Raw genomic sequence first — 25,873 nt, forward strand, 5'->3', positions numbered from 1 at the left:
TGTTTGTTAGACTAACCCCTTACTCCGTCATGTGTCAGCCCTTTACAAGATCGTTGTGCAGGATTGGATAGACTTAATGATCGGAAAATTTGTAAGCACTTTCATTATACGATTGCCAGCAAACTTTGTTTACCCGTTAAACTATAGATCTTGCTCCAAAATCTTTAGAGATTCTATTCCATTCCTGGCTCCTCTAATGGTATAACGATCTCCACACGTGTGCCTTTACCAAGGGTACTGTCGAATCGGATGTGGAAACGGTTATCATAGATCAACTTCAACCGATAGATCACATTTTGTACTCCCACACGGTCCCCCATCGAATCCTCCGTTTGCACATAAGCTAGCAGCTGTTTTCTCTTTTCCTCCGTCATACCTGCTCCCGTATCTTCCACAACACAGATGAGTTGATTCGCTATGCGTTTAATGCGAAGCCGTATCTCTCCCCCCTCCTTGAGAGGTTCAATGCCATGAATGCTGGCGTTCTCGACAAATGGCAATAGTGTCATCTTGGGAATGAAACATTGGCCAGCTTCCGGGTCCAGTTCAATGGAATAATCCATCTTGTGCCCGAACCGATATTTCTGTATTTCGATAAAACAGGTCACATACTCAAGCTCTTCCTTTACGCTAACCCTGTCACGATTCCAGGTCAGGGCATTTCGAAAAATTTTGGCCATATACTGGATAATTCTTGCTGTCTCATCCTCATCCTTCATCAGGCTTCGCATGCGGATGGTCTCCAGCGCGTTAAACAGAAAATGTGGATTAATCTGACTTTGTAACGCATTTAACTGGGCATGACGCCGCTGCAGCTCCAGATTTTTATGTTGAATATCTGCGACATACACATCATTAATCAAGCGGTGAATGGTCATCGTCATGCGATTAAACTCGGCCGTGAGCTGACCAATCTCATCCGATGTTTCCGGCTGTCGAATGGGCTCGAATCGTTGAAGCTTGACTTTTTTCATATGCTCCAGCACACGCGCAAGCCTCACATGGATGTTTCGTGTCGTCCAAATAATAATCAAGGTGGGCAGAATAATATTCAAACAAGCCAGCAGGATGACCAGATGAAGCGGTTGCCTCAGTTCTCTGTAAATTTCCGTTTCATCAAATAAACCAACTATTTTCCATCCCGTCAGTTCCCCGGACAGTGGATAGACCATCTCAAATTCATGTTTCCTTAATTGACTCCCGATGTCGCTGTACGCCACAGTCTGACTTGTCCATGGCACATCCGAATCGGTCGTGTAATCTACTGTGTCTGCTGAGTTGACCAGAAACAACCGCCCTGGAATCGTGATATTCGTGAAAATTTGGCGGATCGTTGACGTTTTCAGGTCCAGCCGAACGAATTTCTCCTTCCACCCAGGATTGGCAGCATAATAGTCCAGCTTGCGGAGTATGCTGAAGGTTTGCTGAGTTCCTCCAGGACTCCATCGCATAAAAATGGGGGAAAATTGCGGGCCGACTGTCAGCTGCCGATAAGCCTCGGATCGCCTTACCTTCTCGTCCAGAAACTCGACTCCCCCGGAGGGCAGCACGGTTGTATTATCTACATAGATGGTCAGTCCCTGAATCGAATGAAAACCAGAATGGTACGTATTCAGAATTTTGCGGAGATACAGAGCATAGGCCTCAACATACTGGATCGGATGGGCATACTCCGTGTCGAGCATGTCAGTCAACAGAATATCCGTGTACAAGCTGGATGAGATATCGACCGCATTGCGAATTTCACCAGTAAAATTGGTACGCACCTGCTCCATAGCCTTGGACAAATCGGACATGCGTTGTGATTTGACGTTCGCCGTCGTCACCTGATAGAAAATCACATTACTGAAAATGACCGGTATAAGAACAAAAAAGACATATAGAATCAGCATTTTGTCTCGCAGACGGATATTGCTGAGGAAATTCCGCTTCACGGCCGGATCACCTACCCCTCGCCCATCAAACGGTTCCGATATTCCGTAGGCGAGGAAGCCTCTATTTTCTCGAATTGAGTAGCAAAATAATCACTGCTCCCGAACCCCACCCGCTCGGCCACCTCATATACCCGCAAATCCGTCTGCCTCAACAGCCTTTTAGCTTCCTCTATGCGAAGCTGAAGCAAAAAGTCATTGAAATACATGCCGTAAACCTTGCGAAAGCGTTGCCCCAGATACACCGGATTCATGTAAAATTCGGAGGCAATACTCTTCAGGCTTATATTTTTGCTATAGTTTTCCTCAATGTAACTTTTGATCTTGGGCATGGCTCCCTTCTGAATCTGCAGACGCTGTTCAGCCAGCCGCCGGGCTGCTTCTTCCATAAAAAAATTCAGCAATTGGTGTGCATCCACCAGCCTCCCCCGCTCGGATTGCCAGTCCAGAACAGGTTGAAGCGTAGTCATTGTTTTCACGTCGGCCTGAATCGATTGCAGGATGGAGACAACGGAAGAGACCAGTTGATGTACAGCAGAAGTCACAGCAGCCGGGGCATAACAGGAAGCCCGCATTTCGGTGAACCAGTCACCAAGCGTCACTTCCATGGCCTCCATCTGCTGCTCTTCCATCAACCTTAGCAGCTGCTGCTGCTTTTCATGATCCGTATGCATCCATTGCACCTGTGCATGCTGTACCTCATCGAAGAGCACGACCCCATCGTCCTCTGTACTGAATTTGTAGGCGATTGCCTTTAAAGCCGTTTGATAGGCATGTCCAATGAGCAGAGGATCTTGACAGGTGGCACCTGCATAGATACATACTCGAATATTTTCCATTTCCATGAAGCTGGACTGTATTTTCTCTACGGTTTTTCGCAAATTGTTCGCATCAGTACACAGATGTTTGCCCGTAAGTAGGACTCCAACACGCTCACCATGCTGCTTCAGATGCATTAGCGAATCTTGCGGATACATCCGCTTGAGAACTGCTCGCACTATCTGATGAAAGCTACCGAGTTGGGCCACGTCTTCTTCTCCGGCACATGTGATTTTCGGTGCATCAGAACATAATCGCGGGTTGTACTCAAACAGCAGGTATGCCAGCATATCCCCTGATTGCGTATCCGTGAGTTCCAACCATTGCTCAGCAGCAGAAGAATCAGCCTCTCCATACATCAGCTGTTCCAGACACCGCATGTATTGCCGCTCCCGCTTCTCCTGCTCCGCAGATTTACGTTGCTTCAGCACTGCTGACAATCTACACAAGGTCGCCTCAAGTTCAATCTCATCAATCGGTTTCAAAATGTAGTCCTGTACACCGTACCGCACCGCCTGTTGTGCATAAGTGAAGTCATTATATCCACTCACAATGATAAAATAGGGCATTTTCCCGCCTATTTCATTTTGCTCCCCATCCAGGTTAGTCCGCCGAATTAATTCCAGTCCATCCGTCTCCGGCATTCGAATGTCGGTGATGACGACATCAGGTTGTAGCCGTTCAATCTGCTCGTAAGCCTCATCCCCGTCATCGGCCTCGCCAATGACCTCGAATCCGCATGCTTCCCAGCGAATCAACTTCCTAAGACCTTTGCGCGCGTATACTTCGTCATCCACCAAAAGCACCTGATGCATTAGATCAACCCCCTGATAGAATGGACTACACTACTTTCCTGAATATCGACCACTCAAAGTAAGCGGTTACAAAATATCATTTATGGTATTTATTGTTAGTTGGAAAGTGGCAAAAAGTCAACAGCTTTTCCTCTAACCTGAATGGCTCCGGTTTCATTCTAGCCCACCAACCATTAGGGCGGATCCGTAACGCCAAAAAAGCACAGCCTGTTAGCTGTGCTTCGTGCCATCGTCATTACACTTTCGCAGGTGCGGTTGTTTGACGGATCACCAGATTGGATGGCTCCGTAATGACTGGAGGCGAATATGAAGGATTCTCAATCATGGCGATTAGATATTCAATCGATTTGATCCCAATAGAATGAATATTTTGATTAATCGTGGTTAAGCCCGGTTTGAACACTTCAGCATAGTACGTGTTATCAAATCCGACAACCGAAACATCCTCCGGCACCCGCAACCCATGCTTTTCAATCTCGTGGATCGCTCCGAAAGCGGACATATCTGAAGCACAGACAATCCCCGTGGGTTGTTCCTTCAATGCAAGCAATCGGCGAGCTGCCTTACTGCCACCATCGAAAGAGTAGTCACAGACCTCCAGATACACGGTTGAATATGGAATGCCGCAGTCACGCAGCCCTTCCCGATATCCATCCAGCCGAAGATTCGCTACGGCAGGCCCAAGTGTACCTGAAATATAGGCAATTTTTTGGTGACCCAGCTCATGCAAATGTTTGACGCTCATGGCAATCGCATTTGCATTATCCGTCGTTATGTATCCTGACCGCTTGCCAAACAAGTCGGTATCAATGAACATCGTCGGAATCTCCGCAGTAACCAATTCCTGAATACTCTTGTTGTCTCTTCCTTCCCCGAATACAACGACGCCATCCACATTTCGGCTGCGGCAATGTTTAATAAACGAGTATGTTGGATCATCAAAACGTGTAGATAAGCGAACAAGATCGTAACCGCTGTTTTCGAGCGCTGTTTTGATTCCCTCAAGCAGCTCTGACACAAACGGGTTGGTAAAAGGTACAGTCAACAATACACCTACCGTCCAAGAACGGCGTTTTACAAGTCCACGTGCAACCACATTCGGTTGATATTTCAATAGTTCGATAGCTATATTGACTTTTTTGCGAGTTTTGTCACTTACATCGGGATAATCGTTCAGCACTTTGGAAACGGTTGCAACAGATACGCCCGCCTCTTTGGCCACATCATGAATAGAAGCCACTTGATCACCTCAACCTCTTTCAAATCCCCTGTCTCCGGCTGCAATCACTATGACATCGGCAGGTTTGTCTACCCATTATAGCTTAAAACAGCCCGAAACGGTATCAATGGTTCCAACCCGTGCTACAGCCTACGCTTGATGATCCAATTTTCTTAGATCAAGTGCCAGTTTCTCCATTGTCGTTGCAAAAACCGCAAGCTCTTCCGAGCGGGAAGCCTGACGTCTTGCCCCCGTGGCTGTGTGCTTGGATTCCTGTTGAACACTGCCCAGCTTCTTCATAATCTGGGCCAGATTCGTCTGGATTTTCTCTTGGGCCTCTCGGGAGCTGGCGGCAAGTTTGCGCACCTCACTTGCAACCACTTCGAACCCCCGGCCAAACTCTCCTGCATGTGCAGCTTCAATAGCAGCATTCAAACCGACAAGATGACTCTGATCCGAGATTTCTCGAATGAGCTCCCCCATTTTGCCAATCTGGTGTATTTCCTTGGTCAGTTCGTCCAACAGTCCATTCGCCTGATCTTGAGAGGCTGCCGTTTCCCTGGCGACATCAGATATCGCCTTTGCATTTTCGTTCAATTCACTAATCATGCCCGTCAATTGCTGGGTGATCTGTGTGATGGCCTGCAAGGTATGCTGTTGATCTTCGGCGAATTGATTTAATTTTTCCTTTTCTTTCTTCTCGTAAGCCTCCAAAACGAGCTGTGAATCGAGGTTAAACATTTTACTAAGCGCCTGGATAATCAGATGCCAGCCTTCAGGGATAACTTGCTGGAACATGCTTGTCGCAATATCAAGGTATACCATATAGGTACCCAGATAATAATCTTCGGACAAGCCAATGCGGGAATGAACCAGTCCGATCGCGATGCGCTGATCGATATATGCATCATCAACCACACCATCCGTCATGGATAGCCAGTATAACTTCTGTGTTTCTTTCAGACGATCAATGGTAGAGAACCGGGCAATCAGGTCGACCAAATCCGGATAATTTCCCACATGATTGTAGAAATGGTCCACAACTTCGTCAACGACTTTCACAAAAGCAGGTCGATGATCTGCGAGCAGCTGCAAATCCCCGGCGGTTAGTCCAATATAATCAAGTTGTTTTTGTCTTGCCAAAGCAATACTCATAACTAATTCTGTCAGCTCCTTAATAACCACAAAAAAGTTCAAATTGTAAATATCTGTATCGATTATAGACTAAATGGCCTAATTTTACATATACCATTCGAACTAATTTGCCATGGAATTGACTTCCTTGGTCAGTTTGGTGGAGAGATTTGTGTCTTAATGCATATAAAAAGGCCCCCAATCCTGCTGTGAAGGAGCCTCACAGCAGGATTCAGGAGCCTGATCCGGAATGGTTCGGTGCAGGTCAGCGATTCAACAAACTGCCCACATAACGGAGCAATTCATTCGCGCTGGCTGCGGTGTATCCATGTTCTTCAATTAACCGTTTAATCACTTCATTCATTCGTTTCAGTTGTGTCGCATCCGGTGTCTTGGTTGAGGTTGTGATCTTCACAATATCCTTTAAGTCAGTGAACAGCTTCTTCTCAATCGCTTCACGCAAGCGGTCATGGCTGCTGTACTCGAATTTGCGCTCCTTGCGAGAATAGGCCGAGATGCGGATCAATATCTCTTCCCTGAACGCCTTTTTGGCATTTTCAGAAATACCAATCTGCTCCTCAATCGAACGCATCAGACGCTCATCCGGGTCCATCTCCTCATCTGTCAGCGGATCACGGATTTTGGACCAGTTGCAGAAGGCCTCGATGTTATCCAGGTAATTTTCGAACAGCGTTCTGGCCGACTCTTCGAACGAGTAGACAAATGCTTTTTGCACTTCCTTCTTCGCCAGTTCATCATATTCTTTACGTGCCAACGCAATAAAGTTCAGATAACGCTCGCGTTCCTCTTTCGTAATTGATGCGTGCTGATCCAGACCATCCTTGATCGCCCGGAGAATATCCAGCGCGTTAATGCACTGAAGATTTTGCTTAATCAAAGCACTGGAAATCCGGTTAATGACGTAACGTGGATCAATTCCGGACATGCCTTCATCCAAATATTCATTTTGCATCTCTCGCAAATCAGCTTCTTTGTATCCTTCGACTTCTTCACCGTCATACATCCGCATTTTCTTGACCAGATCCATACCTTGTTTCTTCGTTTCTTTCAAGCGAGTAAGTATGGAGAAAATGGCTGCAGTCCGCAGGGCATGCGGTGCAATATGGACATGCTTCATATCACTTTGTTGAATGAGCTTGCTGTAAATCTTTTCTTCCTCGGAGACCTTCAGGTTGTAGGGAATCGGCATGACAATCATCCGGGATTGCAGCGCCTCATTCTTTTTGTTCGATATAAACGACTTGTACTCGGATTCATTGGTATGCGCCACAATCATCTCATCCGCGCTAATTAATGCGAATCGTCCTGCCTTGAAATTTCCCTCCTGGGTCAGTGACAGCAAATTCCAAAGGAATTTTTCATCACATTTGAGCATTTCCTGGAATTCCATCAATCCGCGATTTGCCTTGTTTAACTCCCCGTCAAAACGGTAGGCACGCGGATCAGACTCGGAACCAAATTCGGTGATGGTTGAAAAGTCGATACTGCCCGTCAAATCCGCGATATCCTGGGATTTCGGATCGGATGGACTAAATGTTCCAATCCCCACCCGGTTATCTTCCGAAATCACGACCCGTTCCACCTTCACCCGGCTAATATCTCCGCCGTATTCAGTGCGAAGCCGCATCTGGCAGGATGGGCAGAGGTTGCCCTCAATGCGGACACCAATCTCCTTCTCCACTTCAGGACGAAGCTCCAGTGGAATCAGATGGAGGGGCTCCTCATGCATCGGGCAGCCTTCAATGGCGTACACGGCCCCCTTCTCTGTACGGGAGAACTGTTCAAGCCCACGTTTGAGCAACGTCACGAGCGTCGACTTCCCTCCACTGACCGGTCCCATAAGCAGCAAAATCCGTTTGCGTACATCCAGACGACGAGCGGCCGAATGGAAATATTCTTCAACCAGCTTTTCAATGGACCGATCCAGCCCAAAAATCTCCTGTTCAAAAAACTTGTATCGTTTGTGCCCACCCACTTCTTCTACACCAAACGATTCGATCATCTGGTACACTCGAGCGTGAGCCGTCATTGCCGGAGTCGGGTCCTCTCTCAGCAGTGCAATATAATCTTCAAATGTTCCGTTCCATGTCAAACGGTCACTCTCTGCCCGATGTTCCGCAACGCGTTCAAAAATATTCATGCTTGGTACCTCCCATGGCTCCTTTAGTGTGATTGTCAACCATTCCGAATGGTATGAAGAAATCAATAGAATTACGGCTCCTGCTTGAATACCAATCTGCGGTCCGGATTAGTCCCGCCACCCTCTGTCCAAACAACTTGTATTGTTGTGAAAAGTGTATTACATACCTATGCGGGAAATCGGATAAGTTGACCTCTTTTTTTCAATCCCAAGGTCTTAATTTGAGGCTTTCCCTGTTCTATCAGACATCTTATGCCCTCAGAAAAAAAAGAACGGATATGATATAATGAAGGTTCTAAATTCGGAAAACGGGACAAAACATGGCCATAGACGGGCCACTTCAAGGAAGGAGCAGAAACGATGGCAGTGCAGTACGAAACAGAGTTATATTCGCCTGTAAAGGCTTTTTTCGAACGTCGCGGCTACGACGTGAAGGCTGAAGTCAAACATTGTGACCTGGTCGGGGTCAAACCGGATCAGAATGAACCACTCATTGTTGAAATGAAAAAAACATTCAATCTGTCTCTGCTGCTCCAAGGAATGCAGCGCCTGAAGCTCAGTCCCTTCGTTTATTTGGCTGTGGAGCGGAATCGTAGCAAACGCGGGGCGGTGAACCAGCGCTGGGGCGAATTGACAGCATTGTGCAGACAGCTTGGTCTGGGGCTCATGACCGTTACCTTTTACAAAACCAAAGCTCCCCTGATCGATGTGCTGTGCGAACCTGCTACCCAAGCTCCCCTGTCTGGTAGCGGCACCGGAGTCCGCAAGGGCGGAATCCGAAGACAACGACTGCTGCGTGAATTCGACGAGCGGAGTGGTGACTACAATACAGGAGGAAGCACACACAGGCAGTTGGTCACTGCATACAGGGAAAAGGCATTACGCATCGCTTCTGCCCTTCGTGCTCAGGGTGAATCTTCCCCGGCTTTTCTCGCCAAGCAGACAAGTGTCGGATCCGCTGCCGCCATTCTGCAAAAAAATTATTATGGCTGGTTCGAGCGGCTATCCCGCGGACGATATGTGCTGACAATTAAGGGTGTTCAGGCACTAACCGATCATGCTCACATGCTTGAGGATAATGATATGATTGAGCAAAGTATAAATGAACCAGAAATAGATATTTCCCTGATTCACGGTGATGACGATAGACTACAGCACATTGCGGAAATAGCAGAGCCGTACCTGCTCCCAAAAAGGAATGTCTGAGCCAGTGAGCTTGAAGTAAAAATGAAATGCAAAAAGCCTGTTATCTCCTTAAGGAAATAACAGGCTTTTTGCATTTCTATATATGCTATTAGAAGCTTGCTGCTACTTCAGAAGCCAATTTCAGACCTGCTGCCACGATATCTTGGGAACGGTCAGGGGAAGCGTTGTGGCCTTCAACGATAACCAATTCAGGGTTTTGAATACCCCAGAAGTTCAGTACATTCGTTACATATTTTACGGACATTTCAGCGGATGCCATAGGCTCAACAGAGTAAACACCGCCACGTGCGTTCAGCAATGCCACTTTTTTGTCGCCAACCAGGCCTACAGGGCCTTCAGCAGTGTATTTGAACATTTTGCCAGCTTGGCTCAGGTAGGAAATGTAGTTCACCAGTGGTGCTGGAACAGTGAAGTTCCACAGTGGGAACGCAAATACCACTTTGTCAGCTGCCAAGAATTGATCTTGCAATTGTGCTGCCAGTGCAGCCGCTTTTTGCTCTTCAGCTGTTGCTTCGATGCCGTTAGCTGCTTTGTATCCACCCGTAATTACAGTGTTGCCGTAGTAAGGAAGATCTGTATTGTAGAGATCCAATTCGGTAACTGTGTCACCTGGGTGGGACTCTTTGTATGCGCTCAGAAATGCATCGTACAATTGTACGCTGACTGCTTGATCTGCAGGACGGTCGTTTGCTTTGACAAATAAAATGTTAGACATGTTCGTTCCCCCGTTAGTTAAAATATATGAGTGCTTCTCCTGAACTTGCAATGAATGCAGCTTATATAAAAGAAACAACAACTCATTAATTCATATTATATATAAAAATGTTAGTGGATGCAATAACGTAATTACTTTGGGGGCAGCACATCTATTCCTAATCCAATTGCCTGGACCTTCCAATAGTCAAAGTTCCAGGCGTTAATTGAATTCAATCTTTATCTTCCTAAAAGCATTCTAGCTCCGGGCTGTAAACTCGGATATGGACTCACTGATCAGATTCATGCCCAGTAACAACTCATCCCGACCAGGGTGGCTGAAGTTCAGTCGGATGTACCGATGATCCTGTGTCCCTGTAGAGCACAGAGAACCTGGAAGAAAAGATACCCCTTTTAACAGAGCTGCTTTGAGCAGCGCTCCGCTGTCCAATCCATCCGGCAGCTGTACCCACAGATACATTCCTCCTTCTGGAATGCTGTACTGGCACCCCTTCCAGCCCGGACGTTTCAACAATTCGAGCATCAGTTTGAGTCTGGTTTTATACTCCCGATTCAGCATGGACAGGTGATCACTCCATTTAAAAGGAGAATGGGCCAGCAGTTGAAATAACAAGCGCTGATTCATCGGACTGGATTGCCCATCTGCTATCCTTTTCACTGAAGCCATAGCTTGGATCAGCGCAGGATGTCCGGCAGCCCAACCCGTACGCAGGGCTGGTGCTACGGTTTTGCTAAATGAACCAATGTAGAGAACATGTCCACCCTGATCCGCTGTATCCAGCGCAAAGAGGGAAGGATATCTCCGATAGAATTCCCCTGGCTCCAGACCATCGAAGTGCAGTTCGCCATAGGAATCATCCTCCACAAGCAGCACACCATAACGTGAGCACAGATCCAGCACTGCCTCACGACGTTCCATGCTCCACAGCACACCTGTCGGATTGGAAAAACTGGGTGCAGCAAAAAGCAGCTTCGGTCTCACCTGCTGCATGTGATGCTCCAAGAGGTCAGGCAAAATACCGTCGCCATCACCTGTCACTGGCACAATTTTGGCACCCTGCATTTCCAGAACCTCAAGACAACCAGGAGAGGTAGGGTGCTCAACCAGTACAGAATCTCCAGGTTCAAGTAACAATCGCATCACAAGATCGATGGCCTGCTGAGTACCTGTTGTCAATAGAATTTGCTCTGGAACCGTCCGTATGCCCTTGCGTGCATTCCAGTCTTTGTCCAGCCACTCTCTCAGGGGTCTGTACCCAGCCGGCTCACCATATTGTAATGCAGAAGGACCAGAACTAAAAACAGAGACCGCTGCTTCTTCCAGAAGTTTGAATGGAAATAGCTCCTCCGCAGGCAGTTCTTCTGCCAGCGAAATGAAATAATCCCGGCCAGACATTTCACGAATATCCCTCAGCGGTGATGACAGAAGCCTGTTTGTACGGGAGGCGAAGAAATATTTCATCGGTCCGTTCCCCTTTCATCCCTATTCGAACTGTGCTCGCAGTCCGCAGCCCCTACAACCTATTCCGGTTGGGCACTGAATATGACCTGATCGAACACCTGACGAGTCATTGTACATAGGGATCACCGGAACTATGCTCGTCAGGATACGGTTTTGGTCTGCCTCGCATATAAAGCGTAACGTTCAATGGCCTGTGCCCTGCTGCTGACATCCAGCTTCACATATATTTTACGCAGATAGTTATCAATCGAACGTCTGCTAACGTTAATCTCACTGGCTATTTTATCATAGGTTACGCCCTGTACAATTCTTTCCATAATAAAAGTTTCCGTTTCGGTTAATTCAACAATAAGCTCTTCTGCCGGAGATTCGACAGGCTGAGCCCACTCCGGACTGGCTAACCAGGATAAAGGAATGGAAACACATCCCTCACGAAGTCCGGAGATCAGATGGATCAGCTGGCTAGGGGAAGCCTGTTTGGACAGCATACCACTTGCACCAAGGCTGATTAGATGTCGAAATAACTTTACATTGTCTTCATCCGTCAGAATAATGATATGGCTATGCGCCGACAGATTTTTCATCTGTGCAATATACTGATCCGCCTGACCCTCAGGAAGCCGATAATCCATCAGAATCAGATCAGGCTGGTGAATGTTCACCAGCTCAAGGCCTTCCGACCCGGTCGAAGTCATACCCCTCACTAACAGATCCTGCTGCTCTTCCAAAATTAATTTCGTACCCAGCATGCTGGTGGGGTGGATATCTATGATGACCACCTGCCATACTTTTTTCATTGTTGTTCCCCCTGTTATGTATTGGACAAATTCCTTTTCTACTCTGAGCCATGATGATGCTACTCCCCCTGCGACAGTCCGTGTATAGAAGAAGCAAGAGTCGTATTATGTCGAAAAATAGAATTTCAGACGAGAAAGCTGTAAAAACAGCTCTATTTCTACTGTGTTTCGCAGTCGCAACATCAGGACTTTTGCCTTTTCAAACCAGAAAAGATCAAAACATAGTATAATTTTCCTGCATTACTATCTAAAAAAGTCGAAAAACTTGCCCAAAGTTCCTACTTATTGCATCTATAAGAAATTGTATCCTAGGACTTCCTTCCGATGCAATCTCTTTTTATCCTATTCTTTAAAGAATTTCATTTTTGCGTAATCAATAGTGGCATGATAGAATGAGGACTGGAAAATTTTTTGTACCTATAAATGACCAGGAGTGATGATATGAAACCTTCTGCCCAACCTTCTGACATCCATCACACCCGGAGCGCCAAAGGCAAGGCCGGATCTTCAGTCAAGCTGTTTCTGGTAATGTGGATCGTTCTCATTGCACTTGGAGTACTTGGAACCTACTATTATAGTAACCACCTCCAGCAACAGATGATAACTCAGCTTCAGACCCATAATCAGCAGCAGATTGCAGCACTCAAAGCCGACTACGAAAAGCAGCTAACAACGATATCTCAGGAAGTATCGGACCTGCAGGGACAGGTGCAGTCCTTTAATGAATTGCTGACTTTTACCAAGGATAATGCAAACGATAAAACCGACAACAGCAACAAATTGTATACCCAGCTGAGCGAAGTCAAAAAACAACTGGAAACACTCCAGAAAAAGATGGATCTGCTCAAATGATTACACCGGTAAAACAGGTTAATCGTTTATTTATGCTTGCACTTGCTCCTTTTGTTGGACTGATGTTATGCCTGCTGCTGATACGTCCACCGCTTGAACCTGCAAACTTCATCGAATCCGGTCTGGCTGAAGAGACCGTTACATCCCAGACCCAGGCGATTAGCCAGGAGCTTGCAGGGGCAAAAGAAGCTGCGGTTCAAACTTCTTCTTCTATTAAAAGAACAACACAACTGTACAATCAGACAACAAGCACGATGTCTACCCTTGTACAGAAGGCGAAGGTTCAAGCCGCTCGCCCGGAAACGATCTATAATCAACGGATCTCATCCAAATTGGGCGTTCCGTTTGAACGGATTAACAGTGATCGCCTTACGATTGAACTTTACAGAGTCAATCCAGGCTCCTATAAGGGCTATGCCATGAAAATCAAGCTGAAAGACCCTACCGCCATGAAAATGGCTTTAGACAGCGAGCTTGGCCGTTCTGAGACAACCATGCAGGCGGTGAAGCGTAATGGTGCCATTGCTGGCATTAATGCTGGCGGGTTCGCCGACAGCGGAGGTAAACGCTACCCGCTGAGTACAACGGTTATGGACGGCAAGTATGTGAACGGTTTTCAGGCCAGCTTTAAGGATTTATTTTTTGTAGGTCTTGATCATTCCGGCAAGCTGGTAGGCGGCAAATTTTTCGACAAAAGTTCCCTGGATCGCCTGCAACCGCAATTCGGAGCCACATTTGTACCCGTGCTGCTGAAGAACGGACAGAAGACGGTGATCCCGGACAAATGGAAAGTGTCACCCAAACGGGCTCCACGTACTGTTATTGGCAACTACAAAGATGATCAATTGCTGATCATCGTGGTTGACGGGTACAACGAAGCCGGCAGTTCAGGCGCCACCCTCGAAGAGCTGCAAGGCCGGTTGTACAAGCTTGGCGTCGTCGACGCCTATAATCTGGATGGCGGCGGATCATCCTCCCTGATCGTGAACAACCGGGTTGTGAATAATCCTTCGGATGGGAACCTCCGACCGGTACCTACTCACTTTTTATTTTACAAATGATGGTGTGAAGCATTCCTTTTCTTCATATAATGGTTATAATAGAAGTAAATGAGATTGTACAGGAGGTGCCATGTATGTCTTTTTCACTGACATTTTGGATTATTGCTATCGTATTGACTCTCTTCATTACAGGCATTCTCACTTCATCCTACAACAATGACAAAACAAAAGGCCTTTAGGCCCAGCCTCTCCTTTGGAGAGGCTTTTTCATTTTTTGTACGGATCAAATAACAAGAGACAAGGCTTAAAAGAATAAATGCTGCAATTCTTCTAAGCCTTGTCTCTTGCTGTACAGTCGTCGTTTGACACCTCATCCACAGGATAAAATAGGGGACGCCTAGTCAATAGCTGACCGCCTTTTCGCTTTGCGCTTGCACAAGACCCTCCTGAACCTGACGATTCACCGAACCACCTTCTACTAAAGTTACATAGATGCGCTCATGATCCACAGGCTCTCCAGCAATAATCTTAATTAATTGTTCAGCTGCAAGTGCTCCCCATTTTCTTTTGGAATAATCGATAGTGACCAATCTTGGCTGCACATATTTGCTGAGTTCGATATTATCAAATCCAATGAGATTAATCTCCTGACCAATAGTTAACTCACTGTCGGCGAGACGATCACACATGCCAATCGCCATCTCGTCATTCAGGCAGAATACCCCCACAGGCTGCGTATATTCCTGAATGATGCGCTCGGCTGCCCGTTCTCCGCCACTCTTCTCGAAATCTCCCGTAATCTCAATCCATTCCACATTTGCTTCCCGCTCCGATACCTGCCTCACAGCCTTCAACCGCTGAGCCGAGTCAAAGGAACCTTCCGGACCTGTCACGACATAGATCTTCGTGTGTCCCTGTTCAATCAAATGCTCCATTGCAAGTGTGGCTCCTGCTTTATTGTCCAGTAACACCTGATTAATGTTGGGATGATCCAGTTCCCGGTCCAGAACGACGATCTTGTGTCCTCTGTCCGCATATTGTAATAGTTCCTTGCTCGCAAATGTATGGTCGAGAATAACAGCACCATCAATCATTCGCTCTGGAAGCATCCGATGAGATTGTGTCCCGCTGCAGACGATCAGGTCGTATCCTTGCGCGTTACATACAGATTTCATGCCACTAAGCAAGTCTCCGTATACATCCCCGCTAAAATCCGTCAGAAATACACCTAAAATTTTGGATTCTCTCTTTTTCAATGTTCTGGCAGCAGCATTCGGAACATAGTTCAGCTCTTTGGCGATGGCCAAAATTTTGGAGCTGGTCTCATCTGTCACTTTGTTGCTGCCATTTAGCGCATACGACACGGTAGAGATCGAAACTCCCGCCTGTTTGGCGATATCCTTGATACTGACCACATTCTTCGCTCCCCTGTTATGTTCATCAGGCCCTTCAAGCCGAAGGACCTGACATCTTAAATATTCATGTTTCAATAAACGGGTTAAAATCTACACGATTAACTGTATATTTCGATCACGTTATTCTCGCTCAGGCTCTGTTCAAGAATCTTACGCGAGATACGCAGTCCGCCAAGGCGATAAGGTTGTTGCAATCTTGTTGTCTCCAGCTCATCGCCATTCAGCACTGCACGCTGCACGGGTTGTCCGCTGAGATGATAAACAAAGGTCACTTTCTTCCCATCAAATTGGAAATCAAAATGCATTCCATCCAGGCTGACAGGCAGCACAGGGTCCAGAACCAAATCTTCCTCCTCCTGACGAATGCCAAGTGCGTTCGAAATGAGCTGGTTCATATAAATTCCCGGTCCACTGGAATAGATTCTCCAGCCGCCTTTTACCTGTACCTCTCCGGTGCGGAGTTTGTCGAATTGCTCCTGTGCTTCATAGCGGTTGTTGAACTTGCCGTCAGAACTGCTGAAATAAGCATTGCTCTGCCGCAGATCAGCATTAGGTACAGCTTCCTGAATGCCCACCGGGTTAATGATGCTCAGACCATTCCACACCTCATCCGGATTGCCCAACTTCGCCATAGCTTCAACATAGCGGATGTGAGCATGAACATACTGCAAGCCCACTTCACGTCCGAAGTTGGATGCCTGCTCTGCACGTTTGAAATGAGTGCTGACGCCGCCATCATACTGTGCTGGACGATTCATCAATCTGACGCCATCCGGGCAGTACAGCTTGTCCTTGATCAGTTCATAATGGGATTGGGCTTGCTCAGGCTCCAGCAACTCGGCAATCATGCTGCGTGTCATGGGCAGCAAACGGTATTGAATACCTGTCTCGCTATCATCGGGATGCAGCATGCACTTTGCTTGTGCCGGATCTTCCATATAGACAAAGCCAGGAATCACATCGGTATCCAGCATGTACTTGCTGAAATCCCTTTTCACCCCGGTTGCCATGTCGCTTAATTCGGAAGAAAGCTCCGGTTTCACAGGCGCAAGCGCTCTGGCAAGCTGCTTCAACGTTTGATATGTGAGCGCTACTGTCCAGCTGCTGACCATGTACTGCTTCAACTGGGCATTGGCAGGCTGTAATGTATCGTCCCAGTCCCCATCACCATAGGAAGAGAGGAATGTATCATGCAGAAAATGACTGCGGATATACGCCAGTTCCTTCTGAGCATGTTCAAGCATGCTGCCTGTATGATCCGTAAAGTCAAAACCATGTTTGACGGTATAAGGCACTTCTTCATTCAGAATCGAATAATCCTTGGTGGCAATCAGATAATCACTTAGTACTTTAAGTGGCCAAACAATAATGTCTCCATGGCTTTCTTCCTGCTGCACTTTGAAATATCGATCGAACATGAACCATTGCGGCCAGTTGCCGTCATCCTCATACTGATGCGAGTACACCGTCTTCAGAATGTCTCGGACCTGCTCATACTTTTGTGTAGCCATAAAGTATTCAACCGGACCCTGGCAAACATCCCGTGTTCCCCAAGCTGCACCGCCATATTGCTCCAGACCGTGAGGAACAGAGTAATGCACCAGCATATTGTGGGTGTACCACCATGCAAGAGCATTGACTTTGAACAGCTCGTCTGCTCCTTGCTTCTGAGGTCGGGATAACTGGAACCCATTCATCACTTCAGCATAGAAAATTCGATAGGCAGCCACTTCTTCTTCGAAACTGCGTGTTGACGATGCAATCTGTCCACCTTCCAACAGACCTTGAATGGTCAATGTCCATTCAGCACTGCTGTCCAGCTTCAAAATCGTCAGTGAAGCGTCGCCGGCGTTTACTCCACTTGCCAGTTCAGTCTCATCACCAACCTTCACACCAGCTCCGCTTACCCGCATACGGTACTCCAGATTCGGATACACTTCGGCACTAAGGGAGCTACGATCTGCCTTGAAGCTCAATTCGCCATTCTGCTCAGTAACCTGAACCGGCAGCTCATATTCGTTCACATTCATCGTAATCTGATTGGTAATCAGGTATCGATAGGCTATTCCTTTTTTCGACTTCACATGAAGATGTACTTCAGGAGTATCCAAAGTTGTATAATTCGTGATGATCAGCGTATCCTCAGCTGTTTTGTAATACCAGCGAACATAGTTGAAGCCCATTTCGAACAGGGAAGGCATCGTAAGCAGGCGGAAGACTCCCTCCACCTCGACGTAGATCCGCTGACCGGATGATTTGGGTATATTAAGTGCACTACGTGCATTACTCATCATTTTATTGAAGTTCGTATTACCGACAACCACATGGGAGTTAAAAATACCATACATATAGGAAGAAGTCGTGATTACGTTCTGTCCCATCTTCACATTGTTGCCGCTCATCAGAATGTGTCCATGCGGACGTTCCACACGCATTTCCTTTTCCTTGAGCACAATATGCTCATACGTATCGGTAAAGAACGCCAGCAATTCGCCATCCGCGCGCTCTTCCTGATGTCTCTTCGAAGCCGGGAAGCAGGAATTGACTTCTTCTTCAGTCATCGATAACGTAGGCAAAGGCTCACCCATTACCGGATGGAGAGATACTTTGGGGAATACGTTGTATACTGCTTGTGCTGCGCCTGCATTCTCTTGACGCTTCGCTTCATACTCGTCCCAGGCCTGTTGGACAACATCCTGGTATTCGAGTTCCTTCACCGCATCCGCATGATTGGCCTGAAAGAGTCCATAGAACACAAAACGAGCTTCGTCATTCAGAACCACTTTCTCGGACTGAAGGGCTGTGTATGCAAATTCATACTGGTATACTTCATTCGCCAGTGTCTGTTTACCCAGACTTTCAGGCACATTCGTTTCCTTGTAACTCAAACCAAAGAACTGAAATCCATCGGTGGAGTAACCTGCTGCGCGGGTTAATGAACCCTGTTGAAGATAAGGAAAAGATCCACCTTGTGGCTGATTCTGCCGTGAAGCTACGATATATCCCAGCTTCTCATCCTCAAATACAGCATGGTCAATGTATTGCGACAAGTAAGCCTCATTGCTGCGTACTGCACCAGGATCGGCATTACCTACATCCTGACCATAGACGACGTCGACCTCTTCTCCATTACCGTTTACCGTTACGTCCCAGAACCATACACCTTGTGCTGTCGGAGCAAAAATGACTTGATAGCCTACACCCTCAGCGGTGCCTGACCATACCATACGACTGCCATCGGTGCTCACCTGGCTGTCGGATTCAATGCCAAGCATCGGAACAAAGCGGATACCGGATTCACTGTGAAACCGCAGATACAGATTGTTCATGGAGCCGTCCACTGGACTAGCCATCCACTGATTAATCATCGTTGTTCCGCTTACTGCTTTGAACAAATCACCGCTTTCCCAGAACGTAAAGATCAATTCACCGGCTTGCACGTTGATTTGGGATTTATTCATGGTCTTCATATCTCTTCTTATCCTCCTATCCATATGGAGCTGTTTCCCATTAAACCAGCTTGAATGCACTCTCCAATGTATCGCGGCTATTCGGACCTACGAAAAGCTGGAATGTTCCTCTATCACTGCGGTGACTCAAATCAGAATGATGATAACGAAGTTGTTCCTCGTTTAATGTAAATGTAGCCGTACCACTTTCACCCGGTGCGAGTGACAGCTTGACATACCCTTTCAGCTCACGCATTGGACGCACAACTTCACCGGTTACATCACGTACGTATAACTGAACCGTCTCCACGCCAGCACGCTCGCCAGCATTGGTTACACGCACTTGGATCGTCAGAGGTTGATCAGCAGTCATTTCAGTGCTTGAAACTTCCAGGTCACCATACTCAAACGAGGTGTATGACAAGCCGTAGCCAAACGGAAGCAGCGGATCATTCGGACTATCAATATATTTGGATACATAACGCTCTTCGGTCTTTTGTGGATTCAGTGGACGTCCTGTATTGAAATGATTGTAATATACCGGTATCTGACCTACAGATTGCGGGAAGGACATCGTCAAACGGGCAGATGGATTCACCACGCCTGTTAATACATCTGCAATGGCCGTTCCGCCCTCACTGCCCGGGAACCACGCTTCAAGCACAGCATCGGATTCTTCAAATACACCATGCAGGTCCAGAGGGCGTCCGTTGAAAATAACGCTGGCGATTGGTTTACCCGCTGCTTTGAGCTGTTTAACCAATTCCAGTTGGGCTGCTGGCAAACGAATGTCCGTACGCGAGCCGCCTTCACCACTCATTTCGGAATCTTCACCTAGCGCAAGCACGATCAGATCAGCTTTGCTTGCTACTTCAAGCGCTTCAGCAATCTGTTCTGCCGTGATGCTGTGAACATTGCTGCCTTGAGCCATATGGACCTTCCCGGCAGTAAGACGTTCCTGCAAAGCAGTTCCGAGTTTAACGGCATCCTCTTTGACACCTTCACAGGACCACCATCCGAGAATGTCTTCACTTTGGGCAAAAGGTCCAATTAACGCTACATTGGCTTCTGGCTTCAGCGGAAGAACGTCATTATCGTTTTTCAATAATACAGCGGATTTGGTTGCAAGCTCATACGATACCTGGCGATGCTCCTTGGAGAAGACAATCTCACGTTCACGTTCCGGATCAGCTGCACGCAGTGGATTGTCGAACAATCCCAACTTTTCTTTCAGTTGCAGAATACGCAGCACCGCTTCATCAATGAGCGTTTCTTCCACTTCTCCGTTCTTGATCAGCTCTGGCAGATGATGGACATAACAAGGTGTCATCATCTCAATGTCCACGCCTGCACGAATCGCACGATATGCAGCTTCACGGTCATCTTCAGCCGCACCATGGGCAATCATCTCGCGAATGGAAGCCCAATCCGAGATCAATACGCCGTTAAAGCCCCACTCATCACGCAAAATGTCGCGCATCAGCTTCTCATTTCCACTCGCTGGAATACCCTCTACCGTATTGAACGAAGCCATGACCATCTCGACACCTGCATCCAACGCTGCCTTGTAAGCGGGTAAATAATATTCACGCAAGTTACGCTCAGACATGTCAACCGTGTTGTAATCCCGACCACCTTCTGCCGCACCATAAGCAGCAAAGTGTTTGACACAAGCCGCCAGACGATCCGGCTCATCCTTCAAACTGTCACCCTGATATCCACGTACAAACGCAGCAGAGAACAGACTGTTCAAATAAGGATCTTCGCCTGTCGACTCCATCACACGGCCCCAGCGGGGATCACGAACGAGATCGACCATCGGTGCAAAAGTGACATGGAGGCCAGAAACTGCAGATTCACGCGCTGCGATCTCGGCACTTTTCTCAGCCAGTTCAGTGTCCCATGAACAGCCAATCGCCAGCGGGATCGGGAAAATGGTTTTAAACCCATGAACAACGTCCGCCATAAACAAGAGCGGAATGCCGAGACGGCTTTTCTTCATATAAGCTTGTTGCACATCAATGATGGCCTGTGCACCGGACAAACCCAGAATGGAGCCACTGGCATCCACGGACTGCTCCGTGATTCCCATCTCTTCCATCGGCCCTGTGATCTGACCTTCAACATTCGTTCCTTCGTAAAAGTTGGCAGTCAACTGAAGAAGCTGAGCTGTTTTTTCCTCCAAAGTCATCTGTTTCACCAGGTCTAGCAGCTGCTCATTATTCATAGATATTATCCTCCACTACATGTTGTTGAAATAAAAAACCCGGCTGCGTTCGGGGAGAGACCGCGCACCGGGTTCGAATGGACGTGACCGACAGAAAACTCTGTTATGTCTTATCCTGTTAATGACTGAATGCTTACTTGAATTTCTCGTTCAGTTCATCCAGATAAGGTTGAACCAGGGACATTTTACTGTTGACCCACTCTTTCCAGTTGGCCTCCAGATCTCCATTTTTAAGGATCAGGTTGGCATATTCATTCTGATAATCGAATGAAGCCTGACTTTTAGCTTTGGAATCGTACAGGTTAACATCCCAGTCGTATGTTGCGAGTGATTGACCTTCTGTACCGAGTTTTGCTTTTTCTTCGAACAATTTCACAGCTCTATCACGGTAATCTTTTTTGATAGCAGGGTTTACAACACTGAAGTCGTCACCCAGGAGATACAGACCTTCGAAGCGTGCTGGATATTTGTCTTCCAGGACAGTTCCTTCCGGCAGCAAGCTAACCAGTTCGTTGTTTTCATCATATTTCCAATCTTTTCCTTCAAAGCCCATGTTGATGAGCAATTGTCCTTCTTTTGTAGTGGAGTAGTCGATCAGATCCATGATCCGTTCGAATTTCTCGTCACTGATATCCGGGTTGAAGATCAATGCAGACCAGAAGTTAGCTTGCTCCATGTTACGGTATTTCCCATCATCGCCCAATACGATTGCTGTGTGTACCAGTTCATCACTATCTACACCCAGATTCTTTCTCATATCGGAATCCAGACCTTGTCTATACGAAGCCAGTCCGCCCAGACTTGTTACTGCAGCTGTACCGGTTACTTTAAAGTTATTTTGACCTTCATTGTTTTTCCATGTGTAGAACTCAGGATTGAGCAATCCATCCTTGTAGGCTTTTTGCATCAATTTCAACCCTGTCAAAGTCTCAGGGTCTGCTGGTCCCCAATGGAACTTGCCATCTTCACCTTTGTAGAAAGGAGAATCAGTCATGGCATGCACACTGTTCGGCATAATCATGTTTGTCATGGCATCTGCCGCATTATAGGACAGAGGTACAAGTTTGTTGCCCACTTTGCCTGGATCTTTTTCTTTCACAAGCTTAGCATATTCATTCAATTCGGATGTTGTATAAGCATCTTTCAGTTCAAAACCAACGGCTTCAGCCCAGTCTTTACGAAGCGCAATGACACCAATTTGGTTCGTCAATGGGTCAGCAGGTTTGTTCTCGAAATAGATTGGTCTAGGCAGGACGTATGTTCCGCCTGTCAGTTCTTCCAGCTTGTCTCCAAGACCAGTCAACTTGTAGGCTGCTGCCACGTTAGGCCAGCGTTCTTTCCAGTCATCCGGGAATTTGTAGAACAGGCCTTGATCGATACTGTTCATGGCATCGCCATGCACATAGTTCCATACCGCTACATCCGGCAAATCGCCTGAGTTGATCCACAGACGAAGCTTCTCGCCCCATGAATCCCAATCGATATAGTTGTAATCCCATGTTACATTGAACTTGTCTGTCCAGAACTTATGGAAATCATTATCCAGGTTCCCGTTTTTGATTTCTGTCAGGTTAGCTACAGAGATCGTCAGGTTGTCTTTGTAATTTCCCTCTGCATCTTTTTCGTTACCACCTGAAGCTCCTTGACTGGAACAAGCGGTCACCATCAGCATAACTACACTAAGCGTGATGGCAAAGAGAGCTCTTACTGACAACTTTTTGTTCGTTTTCATGCTTTTACCCCCATGTTTTTTAGTAGAATTTCAAGTCAAAATCCTATGCGTATAATCAGGTCTTGATAGCCCCTGTTAATACCCCTTTGGCAAAGTGTTTTTGCAGCATTGGGAAGAAACACATAATTGGTACCATCGTTACAAATACCGCCGCCATCTTCATACCCATCGAGAAATTGCTCACTTGGGTTGCATCTACGCTCGAAGCATTGGATGCGTTTGTCTGGGATGTGACAATAATCGCTCGCAATACATTCTGCAGCGGCAATTGATCCGCTTTTCGCAGGAAGATCATCGCATCATACCAACTGTTCCAATAGGCTACTCCGTAGAACAGCGTGATGGTAGCCATAATCGGTGTTGCCAGTGGAAGAACAACCGAGAATAGAATTCTCCACTCTCCGGCACCATCTAATCTCGCCGATTCCATCAGCGATTCAGGCAAGGTGTAGAAGTAGTTCATCATCAGAATCATATTGAAAGCACTGAAGCTTCCCGCCAGGATAACGGACCACAGCGTACCTGTAAGGTGAAGTGATTTCATGACCAGGTACAACGGTACGATACCACCATTGAAAATCATGGTGAACAGTACCAGGAAAAAGAGAAATTTCTTGAACGGGAAGTTGCTGCGGCTAAGGCCGTACGCCATGCTTGTTGTCAGGAACAAACTGAGTGGCAAGCCGATGACGAGCAAAATAATGGTGTTTTTGTATCCCGACAGAATCGTTCCGTTAGCAAACAGCGCTCTATAGGAATCCAGAGTGAACTCCTTAGGGAACATCAAAAATGGATTGTCAGCATATTCTTTTTGTGTTGCGAACGAGATCATGATGACATTCCAGAACGGAATCAGAATCATCAGGGCAAGCACAAGTAATATGGCGAAGATAATGTAATCGAGAAATGTCATTCTTTCTGTACCAATTCTCGGCTTTTTGTTAGCTCTCTTGCTCATTTCAATTTTCCTCCTCTCTTATCGGAACAAACCGTCTCCGCCAAGCCACTTGGCAAATCTGTCTGCGAGAAGCAGCAAGACCATATTCACGAGGGAACGGAACAAGCTGACCGCTGTCGAGAATGAGAAGTCCGTTGAAGACTGGAACGTAATCCGATAGATGTATACATCCAATACTTCCGATACATTTTTGGTTGCGGCATTCGCCAAGTTGAAGATCTGGTCGAAACCGGAAGACATCAATCCACCGACCGACAGGATAAACATGACGGTGATTGTAGGAAGAATGTTTGGCAATGTGATGCGGAACATCTGCTGCATACGGGATGCTCCGTCAATCTGTGCTGATTCATACTGATCCTGATCGATACCGGAAATGGCAGCCAGGAAGATAATCGCACCCCATCCACTGGATTTCCAAATATCCGTCAACAGCAGCATCGGTACAAAGTTGGACTCGGAACCCAGGAAGTTAATGGTTGGCAATCCGAGTAATCCGAGTGCGCTGTTCACCAGTCCGTCATAAGCCAGAACGTTGATGACTACCCCGGATACGATGATCCATGACAGGAAGTGCGGGAACGTAAGCACCGTTTGGAACCACTTTTTCCCTCTACGCATCCGTAATTCATTCAGCAACAGGGCCAGAATGATAGGGAACGGGAACTGAATAATCAGTTTTAAAATATTGATGTACAGCGTACGCCATACCGCGTCGATAAAGGTTGGATCACGGAAAACGTATTTAAAATTCTCAAATCCACTCCATGGGCTTCCCCAGATTCCCAGGTTCGCCTTGTAGTCTTTAAACGCAAGAGACAGGCCGCCCATTGGCATGTAGGCAAACAGGATCAGCCAGACGAGCCCCGGAATAAGAAGGGTGTACGTCATTCTGTGCTTCCAGATTTCACTCCAGAGCGAATTGCCTTTCAAGTTTCCCTTCAGCTTTTTGCTAGGTCCTTCGGCTGCAGGTTTCAAATTGCATCTCCTCACTCTACTTTGGTCTTGTCGTTATACAGAAAATCAAACATCGTTCTCAGGTGCTGCTCCCAAAATCTCCATTCATGCGTTCCCGGCGTCTCTACATACTGAAACACAAAATCCGTTTCATGCATGTATTCAGCGAATTGGCGATTCATACCCACGAAGGGATCAATGTCACCGCAACAACTCAGAATATCTGGTAAATTTCCACCTTGCTTCAGCAGCTTTGCAGCCAGTGCGTACAGATCCTGATCAGGTTTTACCTGTAACCGTTCTCCAAAAACCGCTTTCATTTCCTTGACCATACCTGATGGCATTTCCGGGTCATGAAGCCGGGTCTGAATATCAGTTACTCCTGATAAGGACACCGCCTTGCGATACCTCTCTGGATATGTCAGTGCACATTTCAATGCACCATACCCACCCATCGATAGACCGGCAATGTAAGTTTTGGCAGGGTCTGTATTCAGAACGAGCTGACGCCTACAGAATTCAGGCAGCTCCTGAGTGATGTAATGGAAGTAATTCAGGCCGTATTCCATATCGGTGTAATAGCTTCGGTTCGCTTCCGGCATAATGATGGTACAGCCATATTGCTCTGCGTACATTTCAATTGTAGTCAAACGTTGCCATGTACTTGCATTATCGCCTGCCCCATGCAGCAAATATAGCGTACCGCCTGAAGTGTCTCCGGAGTCACTGGACACTACGTGTATGCTGGTATTCATGCATAATGTAGGCGATCCGGTTTCGATCGTTATATGCGCCATGTGTAACCCCTTTCATCGTCGGCTGCTGTCTGTAATCTTCTGTTGCTCTGCCTTTTTGTCGCAACCCACCGTAATTCCCCCGTATTTCACTTGGTTATCGAAACGATTCTCTCGAATCGTTTCAAAACATAGCCAACGTTGATTTACATGGACTTGATTACAGCACTTTTTATGTGGAAGCGATTTCTTCGAATCGTTTCGAATAAATCATAATCCCGAAGTGCAAA

The 25,873-nt window shown here is 46.9% G+C and carries 18 protein-coding genes; 3 read left to right on the forward strand and 15 right to left on the reverse strand.

Annotation, left to right across the window (positions count from 1 at the left end):
* Positions 1-173 precede the first annotated feature (173 nt).
* The 5 genes from PPA03S_RS03845 to PPA03S_RS03865 all read right to left on the reverse strand — a co-directional run bounded on the left by PPA03S_RS03845 (position 174) and on the right by PPA03S_RS03865 (position 8,079).
* Complete coding sequence (locus PPA03S_RS03845) at positions 174-1,934, reverse strand: sensor histidine kinase (protein WP_062320047.1); 1,761 nt, start codon at positions 1,932-1,934, stop codon at positions 174-176.
* 11 nt (positions 1,935-1,945) lie between these two features.
* Positions 1,946-3,565 carry a response regulator transcription factor gene (locus PPA03S_RS03850; RefSeq protein WP_062320049.1) on the reverse strand — a complete coding sequence of 540 codons (1,620 nt, stop codon included), beginning with the start codon at positions 3,563-3,565 and terminating at the stop codon, positions 1,946-1,948.
* Between the two features lie 235 nt (positions 3,566-3,800).
* Positions 3,801-4,805, reverse strand: a complete 1,005-nt coding sequence (locus tag PPA03S_RS03855) for a LacI family DNA-binding transcriptional regulator (RefSeq protein ID WP_062320051.1) — start codon at positions 4,803-4,805, stop codon at positions 3,801-3,803.
* 129 nt (positions 4,806-4,934) lie between these two features.
* A complete protein-coding gene (locus PPA03S_RS03860) occupies positions 4,935-5,939 on the reverse strand; it encodes a globin-coupled sensor protein (protein WP_062320053.1) in 1,005 nt (334 codons plus the stop codon).
* Between the two features lie 244 nt (positions 5,940-6,183).
* Positions 6,184-8,079, reverse strand: a complete 1,896-nt coding sequence (locus tag PPA03S_RS03865) for a PrkA family serine protein kinase (RefSeq protein WP_062320055.1) — start codon at positions 8,077-8,079, stop codon at positions 6,184-6,186.
* Between the two features lie 360 nt (positions 8,080-8,439).
* Between PPA03S_RS03865 and PPA03S_RS03870 the strand changes: the two genes are divergently transcribed.
* A complete protein-coding gene (locus PPA03S_RS03870) occupies positions 8,440-9,285 on the forward strand; it encodes a DUF2161 domain-containing phosphodiesterase (protein WP_062320056.1) in 846 nt (281 codons plus the stop codon).
* An 88-nt stretch (positions 9,286-9,373) separates the two neighbouring features.
* On the opposite strand, the gene PPA03S_RS03875 is transcribed toward PPA03S_RS03870, so the two are convergent.
* The 3 genes from PPA03S_RS03875 to PPA03S_RS03885 all read right to left on the reverse strand — a co-directional run bounded on the left by PPA03S_RS03875 (position 9,374) and on the right by PPA03S_RS03885 (position 12,258).
* Complete coding sequence (locus tag PPA03S_RS03875; RefSeq protein WP_062320059.1) at positions 9,374-10,000, reverse strand: FMN-dependent NADH-azoreductase; 627 nt, start codon at positions 9,998-10,000, stop codon at positions 9,374-9,376.
* A 237-nt stretch (positions 10,001-10,237) separates the two neighbouring features.
* A complete protein-coding gene (locus PPA03S_RS03880; protein WP_062320061.1) occupies positions 10,238-11,461 on the reverse strand; it encodes an aminotransferase-like domain-containing protein in 1,224 nt (407 codons plus the stop codon).
* Between the two features lie 140 nt (positions 11,462-11,601).
* A complete protein-coding gene (locus PPA03S_RS03885) occupies positions 11,602-12,258 on the reverse strand; it encodes a response regulator transcription factor (RefSeq protein WP_062320064.1) in 657 nt (218 codons plus the stop codon).
* Between the two features lie 441 nt (positions 12,259-12,699).
* On the opposite strand from PPA03S_RS03885, the gene PPA03S_RS03890 reads away from it, so the two are divergent.
* Both PPA03S_RS03890 and PPA03S_RS03895 read left to right on the forward strand, forming a co-directional pair.
* A complete protein-coding gene (locus PPA03S_RS03890; protein WP_062320066.1) occupies positions 12,700-13,110 on the forward strand; it encodes a uroporphyrinogen-III C-methyltransferase in 411 nt (136 codons plus the stop codon).
* A complete protein-coding gene (locus PPA03S_RS03895) occupies positions 13,107-14,171 on the forward strand; it encodes a phosphodiester glycosidase family protein (RefSeq protein ID WP_062320067.1) in 1,065 nt (354 codons plus the stop codon). Before PPA03S_RS03890 ends, PPA03S_RS03895 begins: the two co-directional genes overlap by 4 nt.
* 341 nt (positions 14,172-14,512) lie before the next feature.
* On the opposite strand, the gene PPA03S_RS03900 is transcribed toward PPA03S_RS03895, so the two are convergent.
* The 7 genes from PPA03S_RS03900 to PPA03S_RS03930 all read right to left on the reverse strand — a co-directional run bounded on the left by PPA03S_RS03900 (position 14,513) and on the right by PPA03S_RS03930 (position 25,646).
* Positions 14,513-15,526: a LacI family DNA-binding transcriptional regulator gene (locus PPA03S_RS03900; protein WP_062320069.1), complete on the reverse strand. Its 1,014-nt coding sequence runs from the start codon at positions 15,524-15,526 to the stop codon at positions 14,513-14,515.
* A gap of 98 nt (positions 15,527-15,624) precedes the next feature.
* Positions 15,625-18,996, reverse strand: a complete 3,372-nt coding sequence (locus PPA03S_RS03905) for a GH36-type glycosyl hydrolase domain-containing protein (RefSeq protein ID WP_062320071.1) — start codon at positions 18,994-18,996, stop codon at positions 15,625-15,627.
* Between the two features lie 40 nt (positions 18,997-19,036).
* The gene (gene bglX / locus PPA03S_RS03910; RefSeq protein ID WP_062320073.1) at positions 19,037-21,202 is read right to left on the reverse strand and encodes a beta-glucosidase BglX; all 2,166 of its coding nucleotides are present in this window, start codon (positions 21,200-21,202) and stop codon (positions 19,037-19,039) included.
* 133 nt (positions 21,203-21,335) lie between these two features.
* Complete coding sequence (locus PPA03S_RS03915) at positions 21,336-22,934, reverse strand: type 2 periplasmic-binding domain-containing protein (RefSeq protein WP_062320075.1); 1,599 nt, start codon at positions 22,932-22,934, stop codon at positions 21,336-21,338.
* 55 nt (positions 22,935-22,989) lie between these two features.
* Positions 22,990-23,892 carry a carbohydrate ABC transporter permease gene (locus PPA03S_RS03920; RefSeq protein ID WP_062320077.1) on the reverse strand — a complete coding sequence of 301 codons (903 nt, stop codon included), beginning with the start codon at positions 23,890-23,892 and terminating at the stop codon, positions 22,990-22,992.
* A gap of 18 nt (positions 23,893-23,910) precedes the next feature.
* Positions 23,911-24,870 carry an ABC transporter permease gene (locus PPA03S_RS03925; protein WP_062320079.1) on the reverse strand — a complete coding sequence of 320 codons (960 nt, stop codon included), beginning with the start codon at positions 24,868-24,870 and terminating at the stop codon, positions 23,911-23,913.
* An 11-nt stretch (positions 24,871-24,881) separates the two neighbouring features.
* A complete protein-coding gene (locus PPA03S_RS03930) occupies positions 24,882-25,646 on the reverse strand; it encodes an alpha/beta hydrolase (RefSeq protein ID WP_062320081.1) in 765 nt (254 codons plus the stop codon).
* Between the last annotated feature and the right edge of the window lie 227 nt (positions 25,647-25,873).

Origin of the sequence: Paenibacillus pabuli NBRC 13638 (assembly GCF_001514495.1) — a bacterium.
GTDB classification, from domain to species: domain Bacteria; phylum Bacillota; class Bacilli; order Paenibacillales; family Paenibacillaceae; genus Paenibacillus; species Paenibacillus pabuli.

Coding starts and splice junctions, on each gene's coding strand:
- PPA03S_RS03850 (WP_062320049.1), bottom strand. CDS start 3,565: ATGCATCAGGTGCTTTTGGTGGATGACGAAGTATACGCGCGCAAAGGT.
- PPA03S_RS03860 (WP_062320053.1), bottom strand. CDS start 5,939: ATGAGTATTGCTTTGGCAAGACAAAAACAACTTGATTATATTGGACTA.
- PPA03S_RS03865 (WP_062320055.1), bottom strand. CDS start 8,079: ATGAATATTTTTGAACGCGTTGCGGAACATCGGGCAGAGAGTGACCGT.
- PPA03S_RS03870 (WP_062320056.1), top strand. CDS start 8,440: ATGGCAGTGCAGTACGAAACAGAGTTATATTCGCCTGTAAAGGCTTTT.
- PPA03S_RS03875 (WP_062320059.1), bottom strand. CDS start 10,000: ATGTCTAACATTTTATTTGTCAAAGCAAACGACCGTCCTGCAGATCAA.
- PPA03S_RS03880 (WP_062320061.1), bottom strand. CDS start 11,461: ATGAAATATTTCTTCGCCTCCCGTACAAACAGGCTTCTGTCATCACCG.
- PPA03S_RS03885 (WP_062320064.1), bottom strand. CDS start 12,258: ATGAAAAAAGTATGGCAGGTGGTCATCATAGATATCCACCCCACCAGC.
- PPA03S_RS03890 (WP_062320066.1), top strand. CDS start 12,700: ATGAAACCTTCTGCCCAACCTTCTGACATCCATCACACCCGGAGCGCC.
- PPA03S_RS03895 (WP_062320067.1), top strand. CDS start 13,107: ATGATTACACCGGTAAAACAGGTTAATCGTTTATTTATGCTTGCACTT.
- PPA03S_RS03905 (WP_062320071.1), bottom strand. CDS start 18,996: ATGAAGACCATGAATAAATCCCAAATCAACGTGCAAGCCGGTGAATTG.
- bglX (WP_062320073.1), bottom strand. CDS start 21,202: ATGAATAATGAGCAGCTGCTAGACCTGGTGAAACAGATGACTTTGGAG.
- PPA03S_RS03915 (WP_062320075.1), bottom strand. CDS start 22,934: ATGAAAACGAACAAAAAGTTGTCAGTAAGAGCTCTCTTTGCCATCACG.
- PPA03S_RS03920 (WP_062320077.1), bottom strand. CDS start 23,892: ATGAGCAAGAGAGCTAACAAAAAGCCGAGAATTGGTACAGAAAGAATG.
- PPA03S_RS03930 (WP_062320081.1), bottom strand. CDS start 25,646: ATGGCGCATATAACGATCGAAACCGGATCGCCTACATTATGCATGAAT.